The following is a 17,573-nucleotide window of genomic DNA, read 5'->3' on the forward strand; positions in this document are numbered from 1 at the left end:
AACGCAACATATATAACTATACTACGTTGTGTTTTCAATGTCAACAGATAAACTCAATTATTTTAAATTTATTTGTTAGCAATCGGCAAAACCATTATTGCAACATCAAATATAATACAGTATTTTGCACTTTAGTGCAAGAGCAATATTTATGATAATTAACTTAGTTCATAATCAGTGACTTATTAATTATTATCAAATCATTTTTCTCTCTCACTGAGCATTTACTACTATACATGCGCTCAAATACTTTGTCAACACTTTTGGTCAAAAAAGGTCAAACTTTTTTCAATTTTTATTTTCCATCTAATAAATGAACATAATCGGACAAGTGATCAATCTTTACAAAAGCTACTCTAACAATGTTTCAAATCATTTTTGTACAAATAAAAAGAGATGATCAAAATCATCTCTTTTTCTATCAAACAAATCTATTTTTTATTATCTTCATCCTGTGGATTATCAGAATTATCTTCTGGTCTCATAGTTGGGAACAAGAGAACATCACGAATGGATGGTGCGTCAGTCAAAAGCATTACCAAACGATCAATTCCAATTCCTAATCCACCTGTAGGAGGCATGCCATACTCAAGTGCTTCGATAAAGTCTTCATCGATACCCTGAGCTTCATCATTCCCCTCTTCACGTTCCTTAGCTTGAGCTTCAAAACGTTGACGTTGATCAATTGGATCATTTAATTCAGAAAAAGCATTAGCATATTCATTACCAAGAATATATAATTCAAAACGGTCCGTAAATCTTGGGTCATCAGCATTTTTCTTTGCCAAAGGAGAAATTTCAATTGGATGACCATAGACAAACGTTGGCTTCTTTAGCTTTGGTTGAACGAACTGTTCAAAGAAAGCATTAATGATATGACCAACTTTCCAGTATGATTCATAGTGCACACCGTGTTTATCAGCCAACTTCTTAGCGTCATCATCCGACATCTTAGGCCAAAAATCAACTCCCGTATATTTTTTCACGGCATCAACCATATGAATCCGATCGAATTCTTGGTTCAAATCAACTTCTTCACCCTGATACGTAACCTTACCATCATCACTAACGGCTTTGGCAGCGGCCCTAAAAATTCCTTCGGTTTCATCCATTACATCATGAAAATCAAAGTATGCAGCATAAGTCTCAAGTTCAGTAAATTCAGGATTGTGTTCCTTATCCATCCCTTCATTTCTGAACACACGGCCAATCTCGTAGACACGTCCCATGCCACCTACAATCAAACGCTTCAAATGAAGTTCCAGTGCAATTCGCAAATATAAATCAATATTTAAAGCATTATGATGAGTTATAAATGGACGAGCGGATGCTCCACCGGCAGTAGTGTGTAATACTGGCGTCTCAACCTCAGTAAAGTCCATCTTATTATCCAAGAAGTTTCGAACTGCCTTAATAATTTTACTCCGCTTCTGGAAACGCTCAAAACTATCACGATTTGAGATTAAATCAAGGTATCGCTGACGATACTTTTGTTCTTTATTTTGTAATCCGTGATACTTATCAGGAAGTGGACGAAGTGCCTTTGATAGGAAAGTAATGGATGTCGCACGAACGGTTAGTTGCCCCATGTCTGTCTTAATTACTTCACCAGTAAAGCCAAGAAAGTCCCCGATGTCAGCACGTTTAAAGATATGATACTGTTCTTCTCCAACAACGTCTTTTCGAACGTAAACCTGGATTTTACCCGAACGATCAAGGATATCGGCAAATCCAACTTTACCTTTGCCCCGTTTAGCTACCATTCGCCCAGCAATTGTAGCCTTGACATCTTTTTGTTCTAATTCTTCCTTATCGTACTTATCAAACTCTTTGTCTAAATCTTTTGCCAAATAAGTTGGCTTAAAGGCATGACCAAAAGGATCAATTCCCTCATCTCGTAGCTCTTGCATCTTTTCTCTACGAACTTTTAATTGGTCATTCATTTTCTTCTCTTGTGCCAATTCAAATCCCCCAAACTAGTAACTTACATTCATAATAACATAGTTAAGCATCGTAATTATGCATTTTTCCGTGCGTTTCTCATCGCATCTTTTTCTAGAAAATCATCGAAGATCTGGTCCATCTCTGCTTCAGATTCAGCATTGTTTAACTTTACTTTGGTTCGAGCCGAATGAGAAATTCCTTTCAAGTAATAAGCTGCCTGACCTCTGAATTGTCTTGGCCCAACGTATTCACCCTTAATTCGAACCAGCCCATGCAAATGTTCCTTAGCAGTGTTGATTTTTTCCTCAACACTTGGTTCCGGGATTAATTCGCCAGTTGCTAGATAGTGCTCAGTTTGCCTCAAAACCCAGGGATTTCCTTCAACGGCACGGCCCATCATTACTGCATCACAACCTACTTCATCAATCATTTGTTTAGCCTGTTGTGGAGTAGTCACGTCACCATTTCCAATGAACGGAATCGTCAATGCATCGGCAACTTCTTTTAAAATCTCCCAGTTAGCATGACCGGTATACATTTGTTTTCTAGTTCGACCGTGCATCGCAACAGCAGAAGCCCCAGCCGCTTCAGCAGCAAGCGCATTTTGCACCGCATAAACATGATCCTCATCCCAACCAGTTCGCATCTTAACCGTTACTGGCTTTTTAACGGCAGCAGTTACATATGACACCATTTCATAAACCTTATCAGGATCAAGAAGCCACTTAGCCCCGGCATCGGTCTTAACGACCTTATTTACGGGACAACCCATGTTGATATCAATAATATCAGCAGCCGTCTTCTGATCAATAAACTTAGCAGCCTCCACTAAAGTTTCTTTGGTTCCACCAAAAATCTGAATACTCATTGGGTGTTCATTAGGATCAACGTTAACCATGCTTAACGTTTTTTTGTTGTTATACATAATTCCACGATCGGAAATCATTTCACAGACAACTAATCCCGCACCAAACTTTTTACAAATGATTCTAAAGGCTGAGTTCGTAACTCCAGCCATTGGAGCTACTACTAATTGATTTGGAATCGTTACGTTTCCAATTTTCCACTCCATTTTTTCACCTCATCTAAATTGTTTCCAAACATTTTATATAATACCATACCCGTACAAAAAAGAGCGAACCGTATGACAGCACGCTCTTTAATACTACTTATCCTTCTCATTCAGTAAATCAACCAATTCATCTTCCGAAAAGTTATACTTTTTACCACAAAAATTACATACAACCTGTGCCCCATGATCTTCATCAATCAATTGCTGCAGATCCTTCTTACCAATTCCCGCAATGTCTTTGGCAAATTTTTCTTTGGAACAATTGCAGACAAATTCGACTGGCATATGATCAATAACGTCCAGATTATCCGTACCAAATAACTCATCCAAAATGTGATCAGGATTAGGATCCTTTTCTAACATGGACGAAATACTGGGCGCATTCTTTAAAGTCTGCTCCAACTTATCAATTGCCTCGTCAGAAGCACCAGGCATGACTTGAATCAAATATCCCCCGGCACTTTGGACGTTGTTTTCTCCGTCAATGTCAACTGAAACTCCAACGGCTGATGGAATCTGTTCTGACTTTGCTAAATAAAAGGTAAAATCATCACCAATTTTACCGCTTGCGAGTGGAACATCACTAGTGTAAGGCTCACTTGTTCCCTGATTTTTAACGACTTCTAAAAAACCATTCGTTCCTACACCCTTAGAAACATCAACTTTCCCATCCTTTGTGAGTGGCAAGTTAACGTGAGGATTCTGAATGTATCCCTTAATGTGTCCCTTAGCATCAGCATCAATAACCATTCCGCCGACTGGACCACGTCCATTTAAGCGAACGGTCATGCTTTCTTTTCCCTTTAACACTGAGGCCGACAGCATCAAGGTTGCAGCAATCGTTCTTCCAAGTGCTGCCGTTGATGTACTCCAGGTATCATGAATTTTTTGAACATAACTGACAATTCCAGTCGCGTTTAAGCCGTAAACCCGAAACATCCCATCTTTAGTAAGTGCCTTAACTAATACATCATTTTTATCATTCATTTTATTCCCTCCTTAGATTAAAAAAGAACGTGGGCTTTGATCCCAACGTTCTTTTCGTTTATTGATCTTGATTATCAGAATCTTGGTGATCTGAATTACTATCATGATTTTCATCGTGTTTTTCTTCAGAATGATCAATTTCTTGTTCAAGTTTCTTTTCGTGCTCGTGCTCCTTAGCGTCAATGGCTTTCTTAGCTTGTTCAAAGGTTTCATTTTCACTAGGGTACTCATCACTATTAGTTGAATGTTCAGGCATTTTACCGGTCTTGTAGAGACTCAAAATTTCCTTTTCATCCAACGTCTCGTATTTAAGCAACGCATCCGCAATTGCCTTGTGCTGATCACGGTGACCCTCAATAATCTCTTTAGCTTCACCATGAGCTTCATCAATAAAGTACTTCACTTCATCATCAATCTTAGCTGCGGTTTCCTGTGAGTACTTAGGAGCAGCGTATGGATCTTGGTTAGGACTTTCGAGTTCCACGGTTCCAATCTTGTCACTCATTCCATATTGAGTAACCATGGCACGAGCAAGATTAGTGGCTTGCTCAAAGTCATTTGAAGCACCAGATGATTCAGAATGGAAAACGACTTCTTCAGCAGTTCTACCACCCATTAACCCAGCTAATTGTTCTTGAGCGTTCTTCTTTGAGATCAATTGTTGGTCTTCCTTAGGCAGCATGATGGCATATCCACCAGCACGACCTCTTGGAACAATGGTAACCTTATGAACAACTCGAGCGTCATTTAATACTAAACCAACGATGGTATGACCAGCTTCATGGTTAGCCACAATTTGACGTTCGTGTTCGTTAATAACCTTATTACGTTTAGCCGGTCCAGCAATAACACGATCCTCAGCTTCATCCATATCAGCCGCATTAATCTCATTATCACCATTTCTCGCGGCCAGTAAGGCAGCTTCATTTAGCAAGTTCGCTAAATCAGCACCAACAAATCCGGGAGTCTGTTTAGCAATTTCATGAAGGTCAACATCAGAAGCAAGTGGTTTGTCTTTGGCATGAACTTTCAAAATTGCTTCTCGTCCACGAACATCAGGCTGACCAACTAAGATTTTCCGATCAAAACGACCTGGACGAGTTAAGGCTGGGTCTAAAACATCAGAACGGTTCGTGGCGGCAATGACAATAACACCTTCATTACCAGTAAAACCATCCATTTCAACCAACAACTGGTTAAGGGTTTGTTCACGTTCATCGTGACCGCCACCCATTCCGGATCCACGTTTTCGTCCAACGGCATCAATTTCATCAATAAAGATGATGGCCGGTGAATTCTTCTTAGCTTGAGCAAACAAGTCTCTAACACGACTCGCACCAACCCCAACGAACATCTCAACGAAATCAGACCCTGATAATGAGTAGAATGGAACGTTTGCTTCACCGGCAACCGCCTTGGCTAACAGCGTCTTACCAGTACCTGGAGGTCCTTCAAGCAAGACACCTTTTGGTATAACGGCACCCAGTTTAGTAAACTTCTTTGGATCCTTTAAAAATTCAACAACTTCGACCAGTTCTTGTTTTTCTTCATCTTCACCAGCAACGTCACTAAACTTAACATTACTCTTAACTGGTTTAGCCTGGCTCTTTCCGACTTTCATGACACCACCAGCGCCACCACCTGCTCCACCAGCTTGCTTCATCATAATGTAGAACAAGTAAATGAAGATTAATAATGGTAGAACTGAGATTGCTAAGTTTAACCAAAAGCTATTCGATTGTGTTTCTTTAGTACTCATCGGCACCTTATTCTTATTAGCTAACTTGGTAATCTGACTAACCGATGAGTCATTCTTTAAAATGCTAGTAGTGAATCCATTTACCTTAGTGTAAGTATTGTTGCTCGACTTGGTAAGTTTTCCATTACTAAAATTAAGCGGAATTCCGTTATTTTTCTGCTTAACATTTTGGGGCTTCTTGTACTGACCAGTTATTTTATATACACCGCCAGAAGGTTGAACAGAGAAGTTTTTAACCTTGTTCGTCTGCAAATCATTTGTAAATTGACTTGAACGAATTCCCTGAGTTTGAGTGTTTTGTGATCCGCTGCCACCACCAGTGACAAGCATAATCACACCCATGACAACCACAAAGATGATGATATAAAATAGGCTACTCTTAAAAAGCCCATTTTTATTATTTTTCATTTGTGCCTCCCAATCTAATTTCTCGAAAAGATAACAAATAGAATGTTATCACTTTTACTTTAAATGGACGACCGTTTAGACCGAATAAATTGAAGGTTTTAAAATTCCAATGTACGGTAAGTTACGATAAAAACCCTTGTAATCAAGTCCATAACCGACAATAAATTCATTTGGAACGTTAAAACCCACATAATCTGCCTTGGCAGGGACAACTCTTCCCTCAGGTTTATCAAAAATGGTACAAACTTTAATTGAATTAGCTCCTCGATCTGAAACCAAATCCTCAAGAAATTGAAGGGTGCGTCCTGTATCAATAATATCTTCAACAAAAATGATATCACGGCCACTAACATCACCATCAAGATCACGGATGAGCTCAACTTTTCCGGTTGAAGCAGTCCCACCCTTATAGCTTGAAACATCGACAAAATCAAGATCTAGGTATATGTCCATCTGGCGAATAATATCGCTCATAAATAGCACTGCCCCAGTCAGCACACAAACTACTAGTGGCTTTTTGTCTCGATAATCATTACTTAACTGCTTCCCTAGCCTTTTTACTGCAGAAGCAATGTCTTTTTGACTATATAAGACCCGCTCAATATCGTCATTCATTTGTTATATCCTTTCGCGTAATTAAAAGTTCATACCCGTGAGTTGCACCCTTAGGCAACCACTTGCTTTCCTTATAACCAATGACGGCCAACACACTCTCCTTACTGTCCACTAGTACTTGCACGTGACGTCGCTTGGCACTTGGAACTTTCTGATTAATTAACAATCTTCTTAAACTCTGATGACCGCCATTCTTGAGTTCAACGGTATCATCCGGTTTAAAGGCTCTTTTGGACAATGGAAACTGAGAGTCCGCCAAATCAAAATGACTTCGACGCCAAAAGTTGCCCTTTGGAACATGATTTTCATCAAAAATACCAAAATTAAATCCGTTAACGTTGCGGTTCCACTGGTTTAATTCTACCACAAACGAACTTTCATCACGGTGATCATCGTAATTGTTAGGAGATTGTTTAAAAAACATGATTTTATTATAACTTTTTTCAAAAAAATAAGCATTTGAAATTCGCAATTTCCCCTGTGGTTTTCCAAAATCTTTAACTAAAGTCAAAATTTCAGTAATTTGATTATCAGAAAGAGTAACCGTTGACGTCAACTGTTTTAACAATGCGCGAAGTAAAATGGAAAGTTGATTAATTGACGTTGTATCGTACTCGGCACTTACGCAATCTCTTTTAATCTTTAAGTCATGTCTCAAAAGATCAGCTTGAGCGAAACCACTTGATCCGTCGAGTTCCGATTGCAAATTACTAGCAAACTTAGCAAAATGAGAGATAACATTAGGATTTTCTTTAATTAATTCTGGTAAAACCTGGTTGCGAATCCGATTACGGAGGACCGTATTTTCAAAGTTAGTTTTATCATCATACCATGTTAACGAATGTTCTTTAGCATACAAACGGATGGATTCTTTCGAAAACTGTAGTAATGGTCGAACCATCGTTCCTCCATTAAAGGGATGACTCTCTTTAATTCCTTGAACCTCAAACAAATTCCCACTGCGAATGAGTTTCATAAGGATGGTCTCGGCTTGATCATTTTCTTGATGAGCCGTTAACAAGACTGAAGCATTAAAATCATTCATGACTTCCGCAAAAAAATGATAGCGAAACTTACGAGCTTGATTCTCCACCCCACTACTAATCTGGTCGTGATTCCAATTGCCAACCCGCAAATCAAGGTGGTGTTTCTTACAGTAATCAATCAGAAACCGTTCTTCAACCTCACTTTGTTTTCGTAAATGGTGGTTAACATGAGCAACAATAATATGAGGTTTAAAATCTTTTAAGTGTTGGAGTAAATCTAACAAAGCCATGGAATCAACTCCAGTTGAGACCCCAATCACAACATTTTCGTCTTTTTTCCACCACTGTTTCTTCTTAACCAACGAATTAATTTGATTACGTAAATTCAAATTAACCTCCAAAACAAAAAAGCCGAGCAATTTGCCCAGTTATTCGTTCATTAACTACGACGACCACCACGACCGCCGCGTTTTCCTTCTGTGTTTTTCTTAATGACGGACATCCGACTTTCGCTTTCTTTCATGAAGTCTGAAAGCAAATCATCAAAGCTTTCATTCTTACCCTTATGGCCATTACGATTGTCGCGGCCACTGCGATGTCCATGATTCCCGTTATTTGAGTGCCCGTAGTGTGAATGCTCATCATGATTATGTTCACCATGATGTTGATGTGATTCTTTTTCTGGATGATCGGAAGCTTTGCGAATTGATAGGCCAATCTTACCATCATCCCCAATGCTCAAAACCTTAACGGTCACTTCATCGCCAACCGACAGAATATCATGAATATCTTTTACGTAACCATCAGAAACCTCACTGATATGAACTAGCCCAGTCTTATGATCGCCTAGATCAATGAAAGCTCCAAAATTAGTAATTCCTGAAACTTTCCCAGTGACCTTCTCTCCAACCTTAATTGTCATAAAAAAGCCATTCCTCCTAATAAATGTTGTGTTAATTATAACATAATCCTTTAAAGTAAAATAAAAGAAGATTACATCCTAGTAATCCTCTATTCATTACCAATCTTACTATTCTGTGGGAAACTGTAAACAGTTTCGCCTGGTTTTGTATAATAATATTTAGCTCGCATCAATTCTTGAAGATAATTCTTGTTATTTAAAAGCTTAATTTGTTCATTAAGATTCTTTTCTTTTTGTTTTTCAACCTGGTAATCCTGTTTTTTTCTGGTAATTTGGGCATTCACACCGTGAATTTGATTCATTCCACTAACAATTTGCCACCCGAGCGCCAAAAAAGCCACGGCAAATATTGCCACGAGAGCAACCAGTCGCTTGGTTCTTTTACTTAACTTCTTATTATCTCTTTGATGTTGGTTTGCTTTACTTTTCCTTGAAGCAGAATTCAAGTATTCAACGTTGTTATTTCTGTTCATCAGGAATGCCTCCACGAATTTATATGAACATAGTACCACATGTAAAGCCAGAATATAATATTAATTCAACAATAATTATTCTAATTCATCATTTTCAGCCCGATAGTCACGATCATAGGTTTCACTGATGGTCTTATACATGGTGTCTGAATCAGACTTTTTGGTGGTATCTAACAGTTGTAGCACCTCTACGGTTAAATTTTTATTTCCAAACTTAATCAGAATTTGATCGCCAACCGAAACCTTACTTGATGATTTGGCTGGCTCGCCGTTTACAAAGACTCGCCCTTGATCGGCAATCTTTTTGGCAACTGGACGACGTTTTATAATCCGTGAAATTTTTAAAAATTTATCAATTCTCATTTTTGCTTATCTCCTACAAACCGTTTCATAATTGGAACCATCGCTAACTCCGAAGCAGTCAAAACTTTTCCTTTCAGACACATTCCTAAAAACACGAATGCCCCCATCGGAATAACAATCATTAATTTAATAACATCCAACAGTCGACTGGTATCTCCAAGGACGTGGTTCAAGCCGAATTCAGTTAAAACAACGACAATCACCATTACCATACTGATTAATGATACCTCTAATAGGAACTTCCAACTAAAAATGTGCTCATGAACCCGCTTTGGACTAGTATACCAGTTAACTAATAACACGATTAACAGAGCAATGATAGTTGATAATGAAGCACCAATGATTCCGAAATGAATTACGCACCACTTAGTGATCATTATTTTACAAATTAGACCTAACAAAATAGCGGTCACCGTACTTTTAAAGTCATCAATACTCTGTAAAACCGAGTTAAGGGCTGTCATCATCGTAGCGAAGAGGATGCTCAAACAGTATACCGAAAGCGTGATGTCTAAATCATAACTCCCAAACAAGAGATGATTTAATTGAGGCATAATACTAATCAGTCCGAAGGTAACTGCCATCGTCACTACCAGTGTAATGCGCATACTGTGGTTTACAAGGGTCTTAAATGACCTTTCTTTTCCAGCATGATGATAATACGCCATCTGCGGCAAGACGGTTGAAGAAATGGCCGTTCCAATCACTAATCCTAGTTGAACAATGGGCTGAGCGCGATCATAAATCCCCTTTTGGGTCTGAGCCATTAGATTACTTACACCACTTACTACCAGCCCATTTTTTACCGTAAATGAATCGACCAACTGCATTAACACCATTAGAGCAGCTAAAACACTAAGCACACCACCCTGTAAGATGATTTGCTTCGCTAATTTCAGGTAGTTAAATTTCAAATCTTGAAAGTGAAAATGAGCAAGTATGTCACGTGCATAATATCCCAAGATAAGTGCTGAAAAAATCGCTGCTAATGGAGCCGATAACATTGCTAACGTCCCCATCTTGTATAAGTTCCAATGCTGGACGGCTGCTAAATAGGCTACCACAATGATCATTGAAACCCGCACAAACTGCTCTACCACTTGAGAAGTCGCCGTTGGAATCATCTGCATGCTAGATTGAAAGTACCCCCTCACATCCGCTAAGAGGGGCATCAACAAAAACATCCAGCTTACCGCTTGAATTACGGGTTTTAATTCAAAGTCTCCCATTAAAGCAGCAATTTCTGATGAAAATAACTGTAATCCACCAAAAATAATCACCGAAATGATCATTAAGATCACCATGATTTGGAAAAACAACGTTTGCTTCTCCCCTTCAGTCTCCCGTTCCACAATCATCTTGGAAACAAACGCTGGAAGACCGGTCAAGGCAAACGCAACCCCAATCCCATAAATAGGATAAACCTGCTGATAGATGTAAAATCCAACGTTTCCAACAAAATTTTCCAGTGGAATCCGATAAACAGCACTTAGTACCTTTGAAATAATGGCAGCTACCGAAAGGATCAAGGTTCCACTAACAATCTTTTTACTTGTCTTTTGATTCATGTTCTTCTTGATCCAATCTTATTTTACTCAAGCTTTTGACAAATTGATAAAGCTGTTTCAACCAATCGGCATCTTTCATCGTTGGTTGAACAACTAACTTAATTTGAAAACACCCGTTAACCATTTTCACTGAGGAACGAAAATCCGTATCAGCAATGGCTTTCAAAATTTCCTTACTAGTGAATCTTTGGGTTCCTACCTTACTCATGGTAACGGTTAAATTATTTTGATCTTTGCGAATTTTATCAATCAGATCATAATCGGCAAGCATCTTAATGCGGTCAATTTCAAGCAGATTAGCTACTTCATCAGGATATTCACCAAACCGATCAATTAAATCACTTTGTAGTTCGGTAAATTGTTCCTCACTATCCATCTGTCGGATTCGCTTGTATAATTCAATCTTTTGTTGCTGATCCTCAATGTAAGTCGCCGGAAGATAAGCTTCAATCCCGAGTTCAACCTTTGAATCAGACTTTTCAACCACGCGATGCTGGCCCTTCTTCTTGGAGACAGCATCAGACAACATCTTAGTATACATATCATAACCAACTGAATTAATAAAACCGTGCTGCTGCTTTCCGAGCACGTTTCCAGCCCCACGAATCGAAAGATCACGCATGGCCACCTTAAATCCTGAACCCAATTCAGTGAAATCCTTGATGGCTTCTAGTCGATTCTCAGAAACTTCGGTCAACACTTTATTTGGCTGGTACATAAAGTAAGCTTGTCCTACTCGATTACTTCGACCAATTCTTCCCCGAATCTGATAAAGCTGGGAGAGTCCCATCCGATCCGCATCCTCAACGAACAGGGTATTCGCATTAGGAATGTCAACTCCCGTTTCGATGATGGTCGTCGTAACCAACACATCATAATCTCCGTTAACAAAGTCGTACAGGATCCCTTCCATTTGATTTTCGGACATCTGGCCGTTGATGGAAGCAATCCGCGCATCAGGCAAAAGGGTTTGCAACTTGTCGACCGTCTGATCAATATCTTTTACCCGATTGTGCAAATAAAAGACCTGTCCCCCGCGTTGCATCTCCCGTCTGATTCCGTCCACAATCGAACCCTCATTTTGTTCCATCACGTAGGTTTGAATCGGATAGCGATTAGCCGGAGGCGTTTCAATGACTGATAGGTCACGAACGCCCATCATTGACATGTTTAAAGTCCGTGGAATTGGTGTGGCAGTTAGCGTCAACACATCGACATCCGACCTCAATTCCTTGATTTTTTCTTTGTGTTTAACCCCAAATCGTTGTTCCTCATCGACGATTAAAAGACCTAAGTCATTGAACTTCACGTCTTTAGACAGCAAACGGTGGGTGCCAACCACGATATCAATTTTTCCGTCCTTTAGGTCTTGAATGGTTTGGCGGGTCTGTTTGGGCGTGTCAAAACGCGAGAGAACTCCGATTTTAACCGGAAAACCATTAAATCGTTCAACCATGGTCTCATAATGTTGTTGAGCTAGTACCGTTGTCGGCACTAGAAAAGCCACCTGTTTCCCGGCTTCAACGGCCTTAAAGGCCGCTCTCAAGGCTACCTCAGTTTTCCCGTAGCCCACGTCTCCAACCAGTAAACGGTCCATCGGATGGGGACTCTCCATGTCTTTTTTAATTTCATCAGTACTTCGAAGCTGATCGGGTGTCTCCGTGTATGGAAACGCCTGCTCAAACTCAGCCTGATATTGATCATCAACCGGAAAGGCATAACCCGACTCGGCCTCCCGTTTGGCGTATAAGTCAACCAGATCATCAGCAATGTCTTCCACCTTAGAAGCGACTGACCGTTTGGTCTTGGCCCATTCCGTTCCACCAAGTTTATTAATTTTTGGATGTTTATCTTCAGATGAAACGTATTTTTGTACCAAATTCAGTTGGTCAACGGGAACGTAGATCTTGGCACCCTTTTGATAGGTCAAAGTCATATAGTCCTGATGCCTACCATCGACTTCCATAGTCTTCATCCCATCGTATCGTCCAATTCCGTGATTAACGTGAACAACGTAGTCACCGGGTTTTAAATCGGTATAGCTTTTGATTCGCTCTGCATTAGAAAAGGTCTGTCTTCTAACTCGTTTCTTTTTCCCTTGTTCATTCACCCGTTTAAACATATCTGATTCAGAAACAATCGCTAGGTTAGCGGCCGGCAAATCAAAGCCATTTTTTAGGTTAGCTGAAACAATCTGAGTCTTTCCCTTAATAATGTTATCAGTGGTTGATTGAATGGCATCAACACCAAAATCACTCAACGTTGACGCAACCTTTTCCACTCGTTTTTTATCACTAACGGCAATGACCACGGTTCGTTTCTCAGCTTGATAACGTTGCATTTCTGCTTTAAACATCGGCATTTGTCCAAAAAAACGCTGCATTGGGTGAACCTTGATGTCGATGATGTCAGAAAGCTTCATTCGCCCTAGTCCCTTTTGAAACAGAGAAAATAAAAGGGTCGCATGATGGTCACTGCTAGTAACCGTTCTAAAATTAAGCGACAGTTTCTGGTCAGAAAACAGTTCATGATTATCTTCAACTGAATCACGCCAGTTCTGTTCGTCACTTTCAAGTTGCTTATTAGCATCCCTTATGCGACTGTAATCATCATAGACTACCATCCCATTTTCAGGTAAATAATCTAAAATTGAGGTTTCCTTTTCAAAAATAAACTGACTATACTCACTCCATTTTTGGTCAATCGATTGGCCTTTGAGCCCGTCAATCACCTGTTGAATGTTATCAACTAAAACGTCATTTCCGTCGTCTTTGATGGTTTGATTCAATCGTTTGGAAAGTTCCTTGATTCCATGCTTGCGATCGCTTTCGCTGGGTAAAAAATCAGAAGCCGGTAGCACACTAATCTCATCAATATTTGCCACACTTCGTTGGGTAGCAGCATCAAAATAACGCATGGAATCCACTTCCGTATCAAAAAAATCAATCCGAATTGGATAGTCCGAATTAAGTGGGTAGATATCCAAAATTGACCCACGATTAGCAAATTCACCGGGAGCGGAAACCATGTTCTTCTTCTCGTAACCCATTTGAACCAACTGTTGTTGAAGTTTTATAAGGTCCAAGTCGTCTCCAACCTTGACGTGTAATTTGGCTTGATTAAAACTAGCTGGCTCTGGTAGATATCGTTTAAGACCAGCCGTTGAAACAATCACCACCACTGGTTTCCCTGACTCAAGCGCGTTTAGGGCCCGCACTCTTTGAGCTCGATACTGCGGAGAGCTGGTTGCAATCTCTGCCGCGACGAGTTCTTCAGCCGGGAACTCAAAGACCTGATCTGAATCCATTACTTCATTAAAAGACTCGGTAATTTGATCCGCATGGTTCATCGTATCGGTTACGTATATCATAGGTTTTTGCTTATCATTAATTAATTGTTTTAATAATAGAGTACGAGCGGATCCACTAGTCCCGGTGATCAGTTGCTTGGTATCAGGAGCAAGGTTTGAACTGATTTTTTCATACTGTGGCATTTCTTTTAACGTTTCATCTAGCTTCAAAAACTCATCTCCTCTTTTATTAATTATACGAATTAATTAAACTGATTTTCTAACTTACTGAAGGGAGTACCAGAAACCCACTCGTCTAATGCTTTAACCGCATGATCCTCCGCTTCTAAAAACGGTGCCCGTTGTTCCAGACTAAATTTACTCAAGACATAGTTCACAACACTTTCACGTTTGGGATGACTGGTTCCAATCTTAATCCGATTAAACTGATCGGTCCCAAGGTGGGCGATGATACTTTTAATTCCATTATGACCACCAGCCGAACCGTGGTTTCTTAGCCGAATTCGTCCCACTGGTAAATCCATGTCATCGTAAACAATCACTAAATCATCAAGATCTAATTTGAAAAATTGCATCAAGGGATGAACTGCGCGCCCTGAATCATTCATCATCGTCGTTGGTTTGACTACCATTACCTTTTCACCATTGACTATTCCCGTACCATACATGGCATCCATCTTTTGTTTATTAATCGCGATCTGGTTTTGATCAGCAAACTTATCAACCACCATAAACCCCGTGTTATGCCTGGTACCATCAAATTCAGCACCAACGTTGCCTAATCCCACAATCATTTTCATTGCTATTGTCTCCCATTTACTTCTAATTAACCTAAAATGGCCGAAATGAATAATTACTCACTCGGCTTAATCATGTTTATTGTATCATAATAGATTAACGATTTGAGCTGATCCCGTACCATTAAGAATATGGTTCTGTATAAATAAATTCGTTCATGATATAATCAGTTTGTGAACAAACTAATTTCAAAAGGGAGAAATATTATGGCTGAAAAACACGAAAAAGTTGTTTTAGTTGGTGATGGTGCCGTTGGTTCATCATACGCATTCGCAATGATGCAACAAGGGATCGCCGAAGAATTTGTCGTTGTTGATATCGACAAAAACAGAACTGAAGGAGACGCATTGGACCTTGAAGATGCCCAACCTTTCACTTCTCCAAAAAAGATCTACTCTGGTGACTACAGTGACTGTAAAGACGCTGATTTAGTTGTGATCACTGCTGGAGCTCCACAAAAGCCCGGTGAAACTAGACTTGACCTGGTTAACAAAAACTTGAAGATTTTGACTACCATCGTTAAGCCAGTTGTTGATTCTGGTTTTGATGGAATCTTCTTAATTGCTGCTAACCCCGTTGACATCTTAACCTACGCAACCCAAAAGATTTCTGGCTTTCCTAAAAACCGTGTCTTTGGTTCAGGTACATCACTTGATACCTCACGTTTCCAAGTTGCCGTTGGTAAGAAGTTAAACGTTAACCCACAAAGCGTTAATGCTTACGTTATGGGTGAACACGGTGATTCAGAATTTGCTGATATTGATGAAGCTTCAATCGGAAACGTTCCGTTGGTTGAATTTGCTAAACAAAATGGTGTTAGCAAGGATGACTTATTGAAAATGGAAGACGAAACTAGAAACAAGGCTTACGACATCATTAACAAGAAGGGTGCTACTTTCTACGGAGTTGGAACTGCTTTGATGAGAATTTCAAAGGCCATTTTAAGGGACGAAAACACCGTTTTACCAATTGGTGCCCCAATGAATGGTGAATACGGTTTGTCCGATATTTACATTGGAACTCCTGCCATTGTTAATGCTTCAGGAGTTGCCAAAGTCCTTGAAGTTCCATTAAGTGATGACGAAAAAGACAAGATGAGTGCTTCAGCTAAAACTTTAAAAGAAACCATTGCTAAGGGTATGAAGACCATCAACCTTTAAAAATAAGTTTAAAAAGAACAGACATTTATGTCTGTTTTTTTATGCTCCCAGTTATTTTGTGTTAATATTAATTAGAAATTACTTATGTGAGGAGCCTTAGCCATGATTTTGCAATCTTTAGTTAAACCTAAAAGTGACCTGATTACTGTTGATGAAAACACTGATCTCGACACCGCATTAAAATTAATGGAAAAGAATCATTTTCGTTGCATTCCCGTTTTAGATGCCACTCATAAAGCCTTCAAGGGTAACATTTATCGCATGCACATCTACAAACACGAAGCCGATGGCGGCAAGATGTCCGACTCGGTTATGACCCTGATTAGAAACGAAACTAAATTTGTTAACCTGAATTCAGCTTTTTTCAAGGTCTTCTTTACGATTAAGGATCTTCCATACATTGCCGTTCTTGACGAGTTCAATAATTTTTATGGCATTTTAACTCACACGAAATTGATGGAAAGCTTGTCACAATCATGGAACGTGAAATTTGGTAGCTACGTGATTTCAGTTGTCTCACCTGGTGAACGTGGGGACTTAGAAGAGATGGCTCACATTATTACTAGATATACCGCCATTTCAAGTGTGATCAGCTTGGATTCAGTTGATCGTTCTGGTAAAACGGTCTATCGAACCATGTTTACCCTCCCGTCTAAGGTGACTAAGGATCGTCTGGACCGCATCATTGCAGCTCTAGAACGAAAGGGATTCAAAGTTCCAGAAGTTGAAGATCTAAAACAAGAATCAAAAGAAACTCCAATCGAAGAAAATTAGATACAAAAAAGAACGTGGAATAATTCCACGTTCTTTTTTGTATCTTATGTATCATCAGACTTCGTGCGTGCTCTGACTGAGCCCTAGACTTAAACTAAGACCAGCATCAACTTTTCTCATGATATCTTTACTTAAATGAGTGACATGATCTTTAAGACGCTGCTTATCAATCGTCCTAATTTGTTCTAACAGAATCACCGAACTCTTCTCAATTCCGGCATTCTGAGGTGTAATACCCACGTGAGTAGGCATCTTTGGCTTAGTAATCCGAGCCGTAATTGCGGCTACAATCACAGTGGGACTATAATGATTTCCAACGTTATTTTGGACTACCAAAACTGGTCGCATTCCACCCTGTTCAGAACCAACGACTGGAGATAAGTCTGCATAGAAAATATCGCCACGTTTAATTTCAACGTTTTCCATAGACTATT

Annotated in this window: 15 protein-coding genes; 2 read left to right on the forward strand and 13 right to left on the reverse strand. The window is 39.6% G+C overall.

Translation table 11 applies throughout. From position 1 onward, the window contains the following. Positions 1 to 431: 431 nt before the first annotated feature. The 12 genes from lysS to pth form a co-directional block, all read right to left on the reverse strand. Entirely contained in the window at positions 432 to 1,961 is a 1,530-nt protein-coding gene (gene lysS, locus AC6UDG_RS04820) for a lysine--tRNA ligase (protein WP_500706661.1), read from the reverse strand. Between the two features lie 56 nt (positions 1,962 to 2,017). Next, positions 2,018 to 3,016 (reverse strand): tRNA dihydrouridine synthase DusB, encoded by a 999-nt coding sequence (gene dusB / locus AC6UDG_RS04825; protein WP_500695757.1) that lies wholly within the window; start codon positions 3,014 to 3,016, stop codon positions 2,018 to 2,020. 93 nt (positions 3,017 to 3,109) lie between these two features. Continuing rightward, complete coding sequence (gene hslO / locus AC6UDG_RS04830; RefSeq protein WP_500693968.1) at positions 3,110 to 4,003, reverse strand: Hsp33 family molecular chaperone HslO; 894 nt, start codon at positions 4,001 to 4,003, stop codon at positions 3,110 to 3,112. A gap of 58 nt (positions 4,004 to 4,061) precedes the next feature. Next, complete coding sequence (gene ftsH, locus AC6UDG_RS04835) at positions 4,062 to 6,170, reverse strand: ATP-dependent zinc metalloprotease FtsH (RefSeq protein WP_500706663.1); 2,109 nt, start codon at positions 6,168 to 6,170, stop codon at positions 4,062 to 4,064. 75 nt (positions 6,171 to 6,245) lie between these two features. Further along, positions 6,246 to 6,785, reverse strand: coding sequence for a hypoxanthine phosphoribosyltransferase (hpt, locus tag AC6UDG_RS04840; protein WP_500706665.1), 540 nt, complete (start codon positions 6,783 to 6,785; stop codon positions 6,246 to 6,248). Then, positions 6,778 to 8,160 carry a tRNA lysidine(34) synthetase TilS gene (gene tilS, locus AC6UDG_RS04845; protein ID WP_500701197.1) on the reverse strand — a complete coding sequence of 461 codons (1,383 nt, stop codon included), beginning with the start codon at positions 8,158 to 8,160 and terminating at the stop codon, positions 6,778 to 6,780. Before tilS ends, hpt begins: the two co-directional genes overlap by 8 nt. 50 nt (positions 8,161 to 8,210) lie before the next feature. Beyond that, positions 8,211 to 8,693 carry a S1 domain-containing RNA-binding protein gene (locus AC6UDG_RS04850; RefSeq protein WP_500693972.1) on the reverse strand — a complete coding sequence of 161 codons (483 nt, stop codon included), beginning with the start codon at positions 8,691 to 8,693 and terminating at the stop codon, positions 8,211 to 8,213. 89 nt (positions 8,694 to 8,782) lie between these two features. Continuing rightward, positions 8,783 to 9,166: an FtsB family cell division protein gene (locus tag AC6UDG_RS04855; RefSeq protein ID WP_500699654.1), complete on the reverse strand. Its 384-nt coding sequence runs from the start codon at positions 9,164 to 9,166 to the stop codon at positions 8,783 to 8,785. 75 nt (positions 9,167 to 9,241) lie between these two features. Further along, on the reverse strand, positions 9,242 to 9,529 hold the full coding sequence (locus tag AC6UDG_RS04860; protein WP_500693974.1) for an RNA-binding S4 domain-containing protein: 288 nt from the start codon (positions 9,527 to 9,529) through the stop codon (positions 9,242 to 9,244). Continuing rightward, positions 9,526 to 11,097: a putative polysaccharide biosynthesis protein gene (locus tag AC6UDG_RS04865; RefSeq protein ID WP_500706667.1), complete on the reverse strand. Its 1,572-nt coding sequence runs from the start codon at positions 11,095 to 11,097 to the stop codon at positions 9,526 to 9,528. Before AC6UDG_RS04865 ends, AC6UDG_RS04860 begins: the two co-directional genes overlap by 4 nt. Next, positions 11,078 to 14,617, reverse strand: a complete 3,540-nt coding sequence (gene mfd, locus AC6UDG_RS04870; protein ID WP_500706669.1) for a transcription-repair coupling factor — start codon at positions 14,615 to 14,617, stop codon at positions 11,078 to 11,080. The genes AC6UDG_RS04865 and mfd overlap by 20 nt, the downstream gene beginning before the upstream one ends. 32 nt (positions 14,618 to 14,649) lie before the next feature. Then, a complete protein-coding gene (gene pth, locus AC6UDG_RS04875) occupies positions 14,650 to 15,207 on the reverse strand; it encodes an aminoacyl-tRNA hydrolase (RefSeq protein ID WP_500696915.1) in 558 nt (185 codons plus the stop codon). Positions 15,208 to 15,411: 204 nt separating this feature from the next. On the opposite strand from pth, the gene AC6UDG_RS04880 reads away from it, so the two are divergent. Together AC6UDG_RS04880 and cbpA are read left to right on the forward strand one after the other, a co-directional pair. Then, positions 15,412 to 16,365, forward strand: coding sequence for an L-lactate dehydrogenase (locus AC6UDG_RS04880; protein ID WP_500693978.1), 954 nt, complete (start codon positions 15,412 to 15,414; stop codon positions 16,363 to 16,365). 102 nt (positions 16,366 to 16,467) lie between these two features. After that, positions 16,468 to 17,139 (forward strand): cyclic di-AMP binding protein CbpA, encoded by a 672-nt coding sequence (gene cbpA / locus AC6UDG_RS04885; protein ID WP_500693979.1) that lies wholly within the window; start codon positions 16,468 to 16,470, stop codon positions 17,137 to 17,139. Positions 17,140 to 17,193: 54 nt separating this feature from the next. Here cbpA and AC6UDG_RS04890 read toward each other — a convergent pair whose 3' ends face one another. Continuing rightward, positions 17,194 to 17,565, reverse strand: coding sequence for a type II toxin-antitoxin system PemK/MazF family toxin (locus AC6UDG_RS04890; RefSeq protein ID WP_010022835.1), 372 nt, complete (start codon positions 17,563 to 17,565; stop codon positions 17,194 to 17,196). Positions 17,566 to 17,573: the final 8 nt, after the last annotated feature.

Source organism: Fructilactobacillus sp. X2R1C1 (assembly GCF_059901435.1).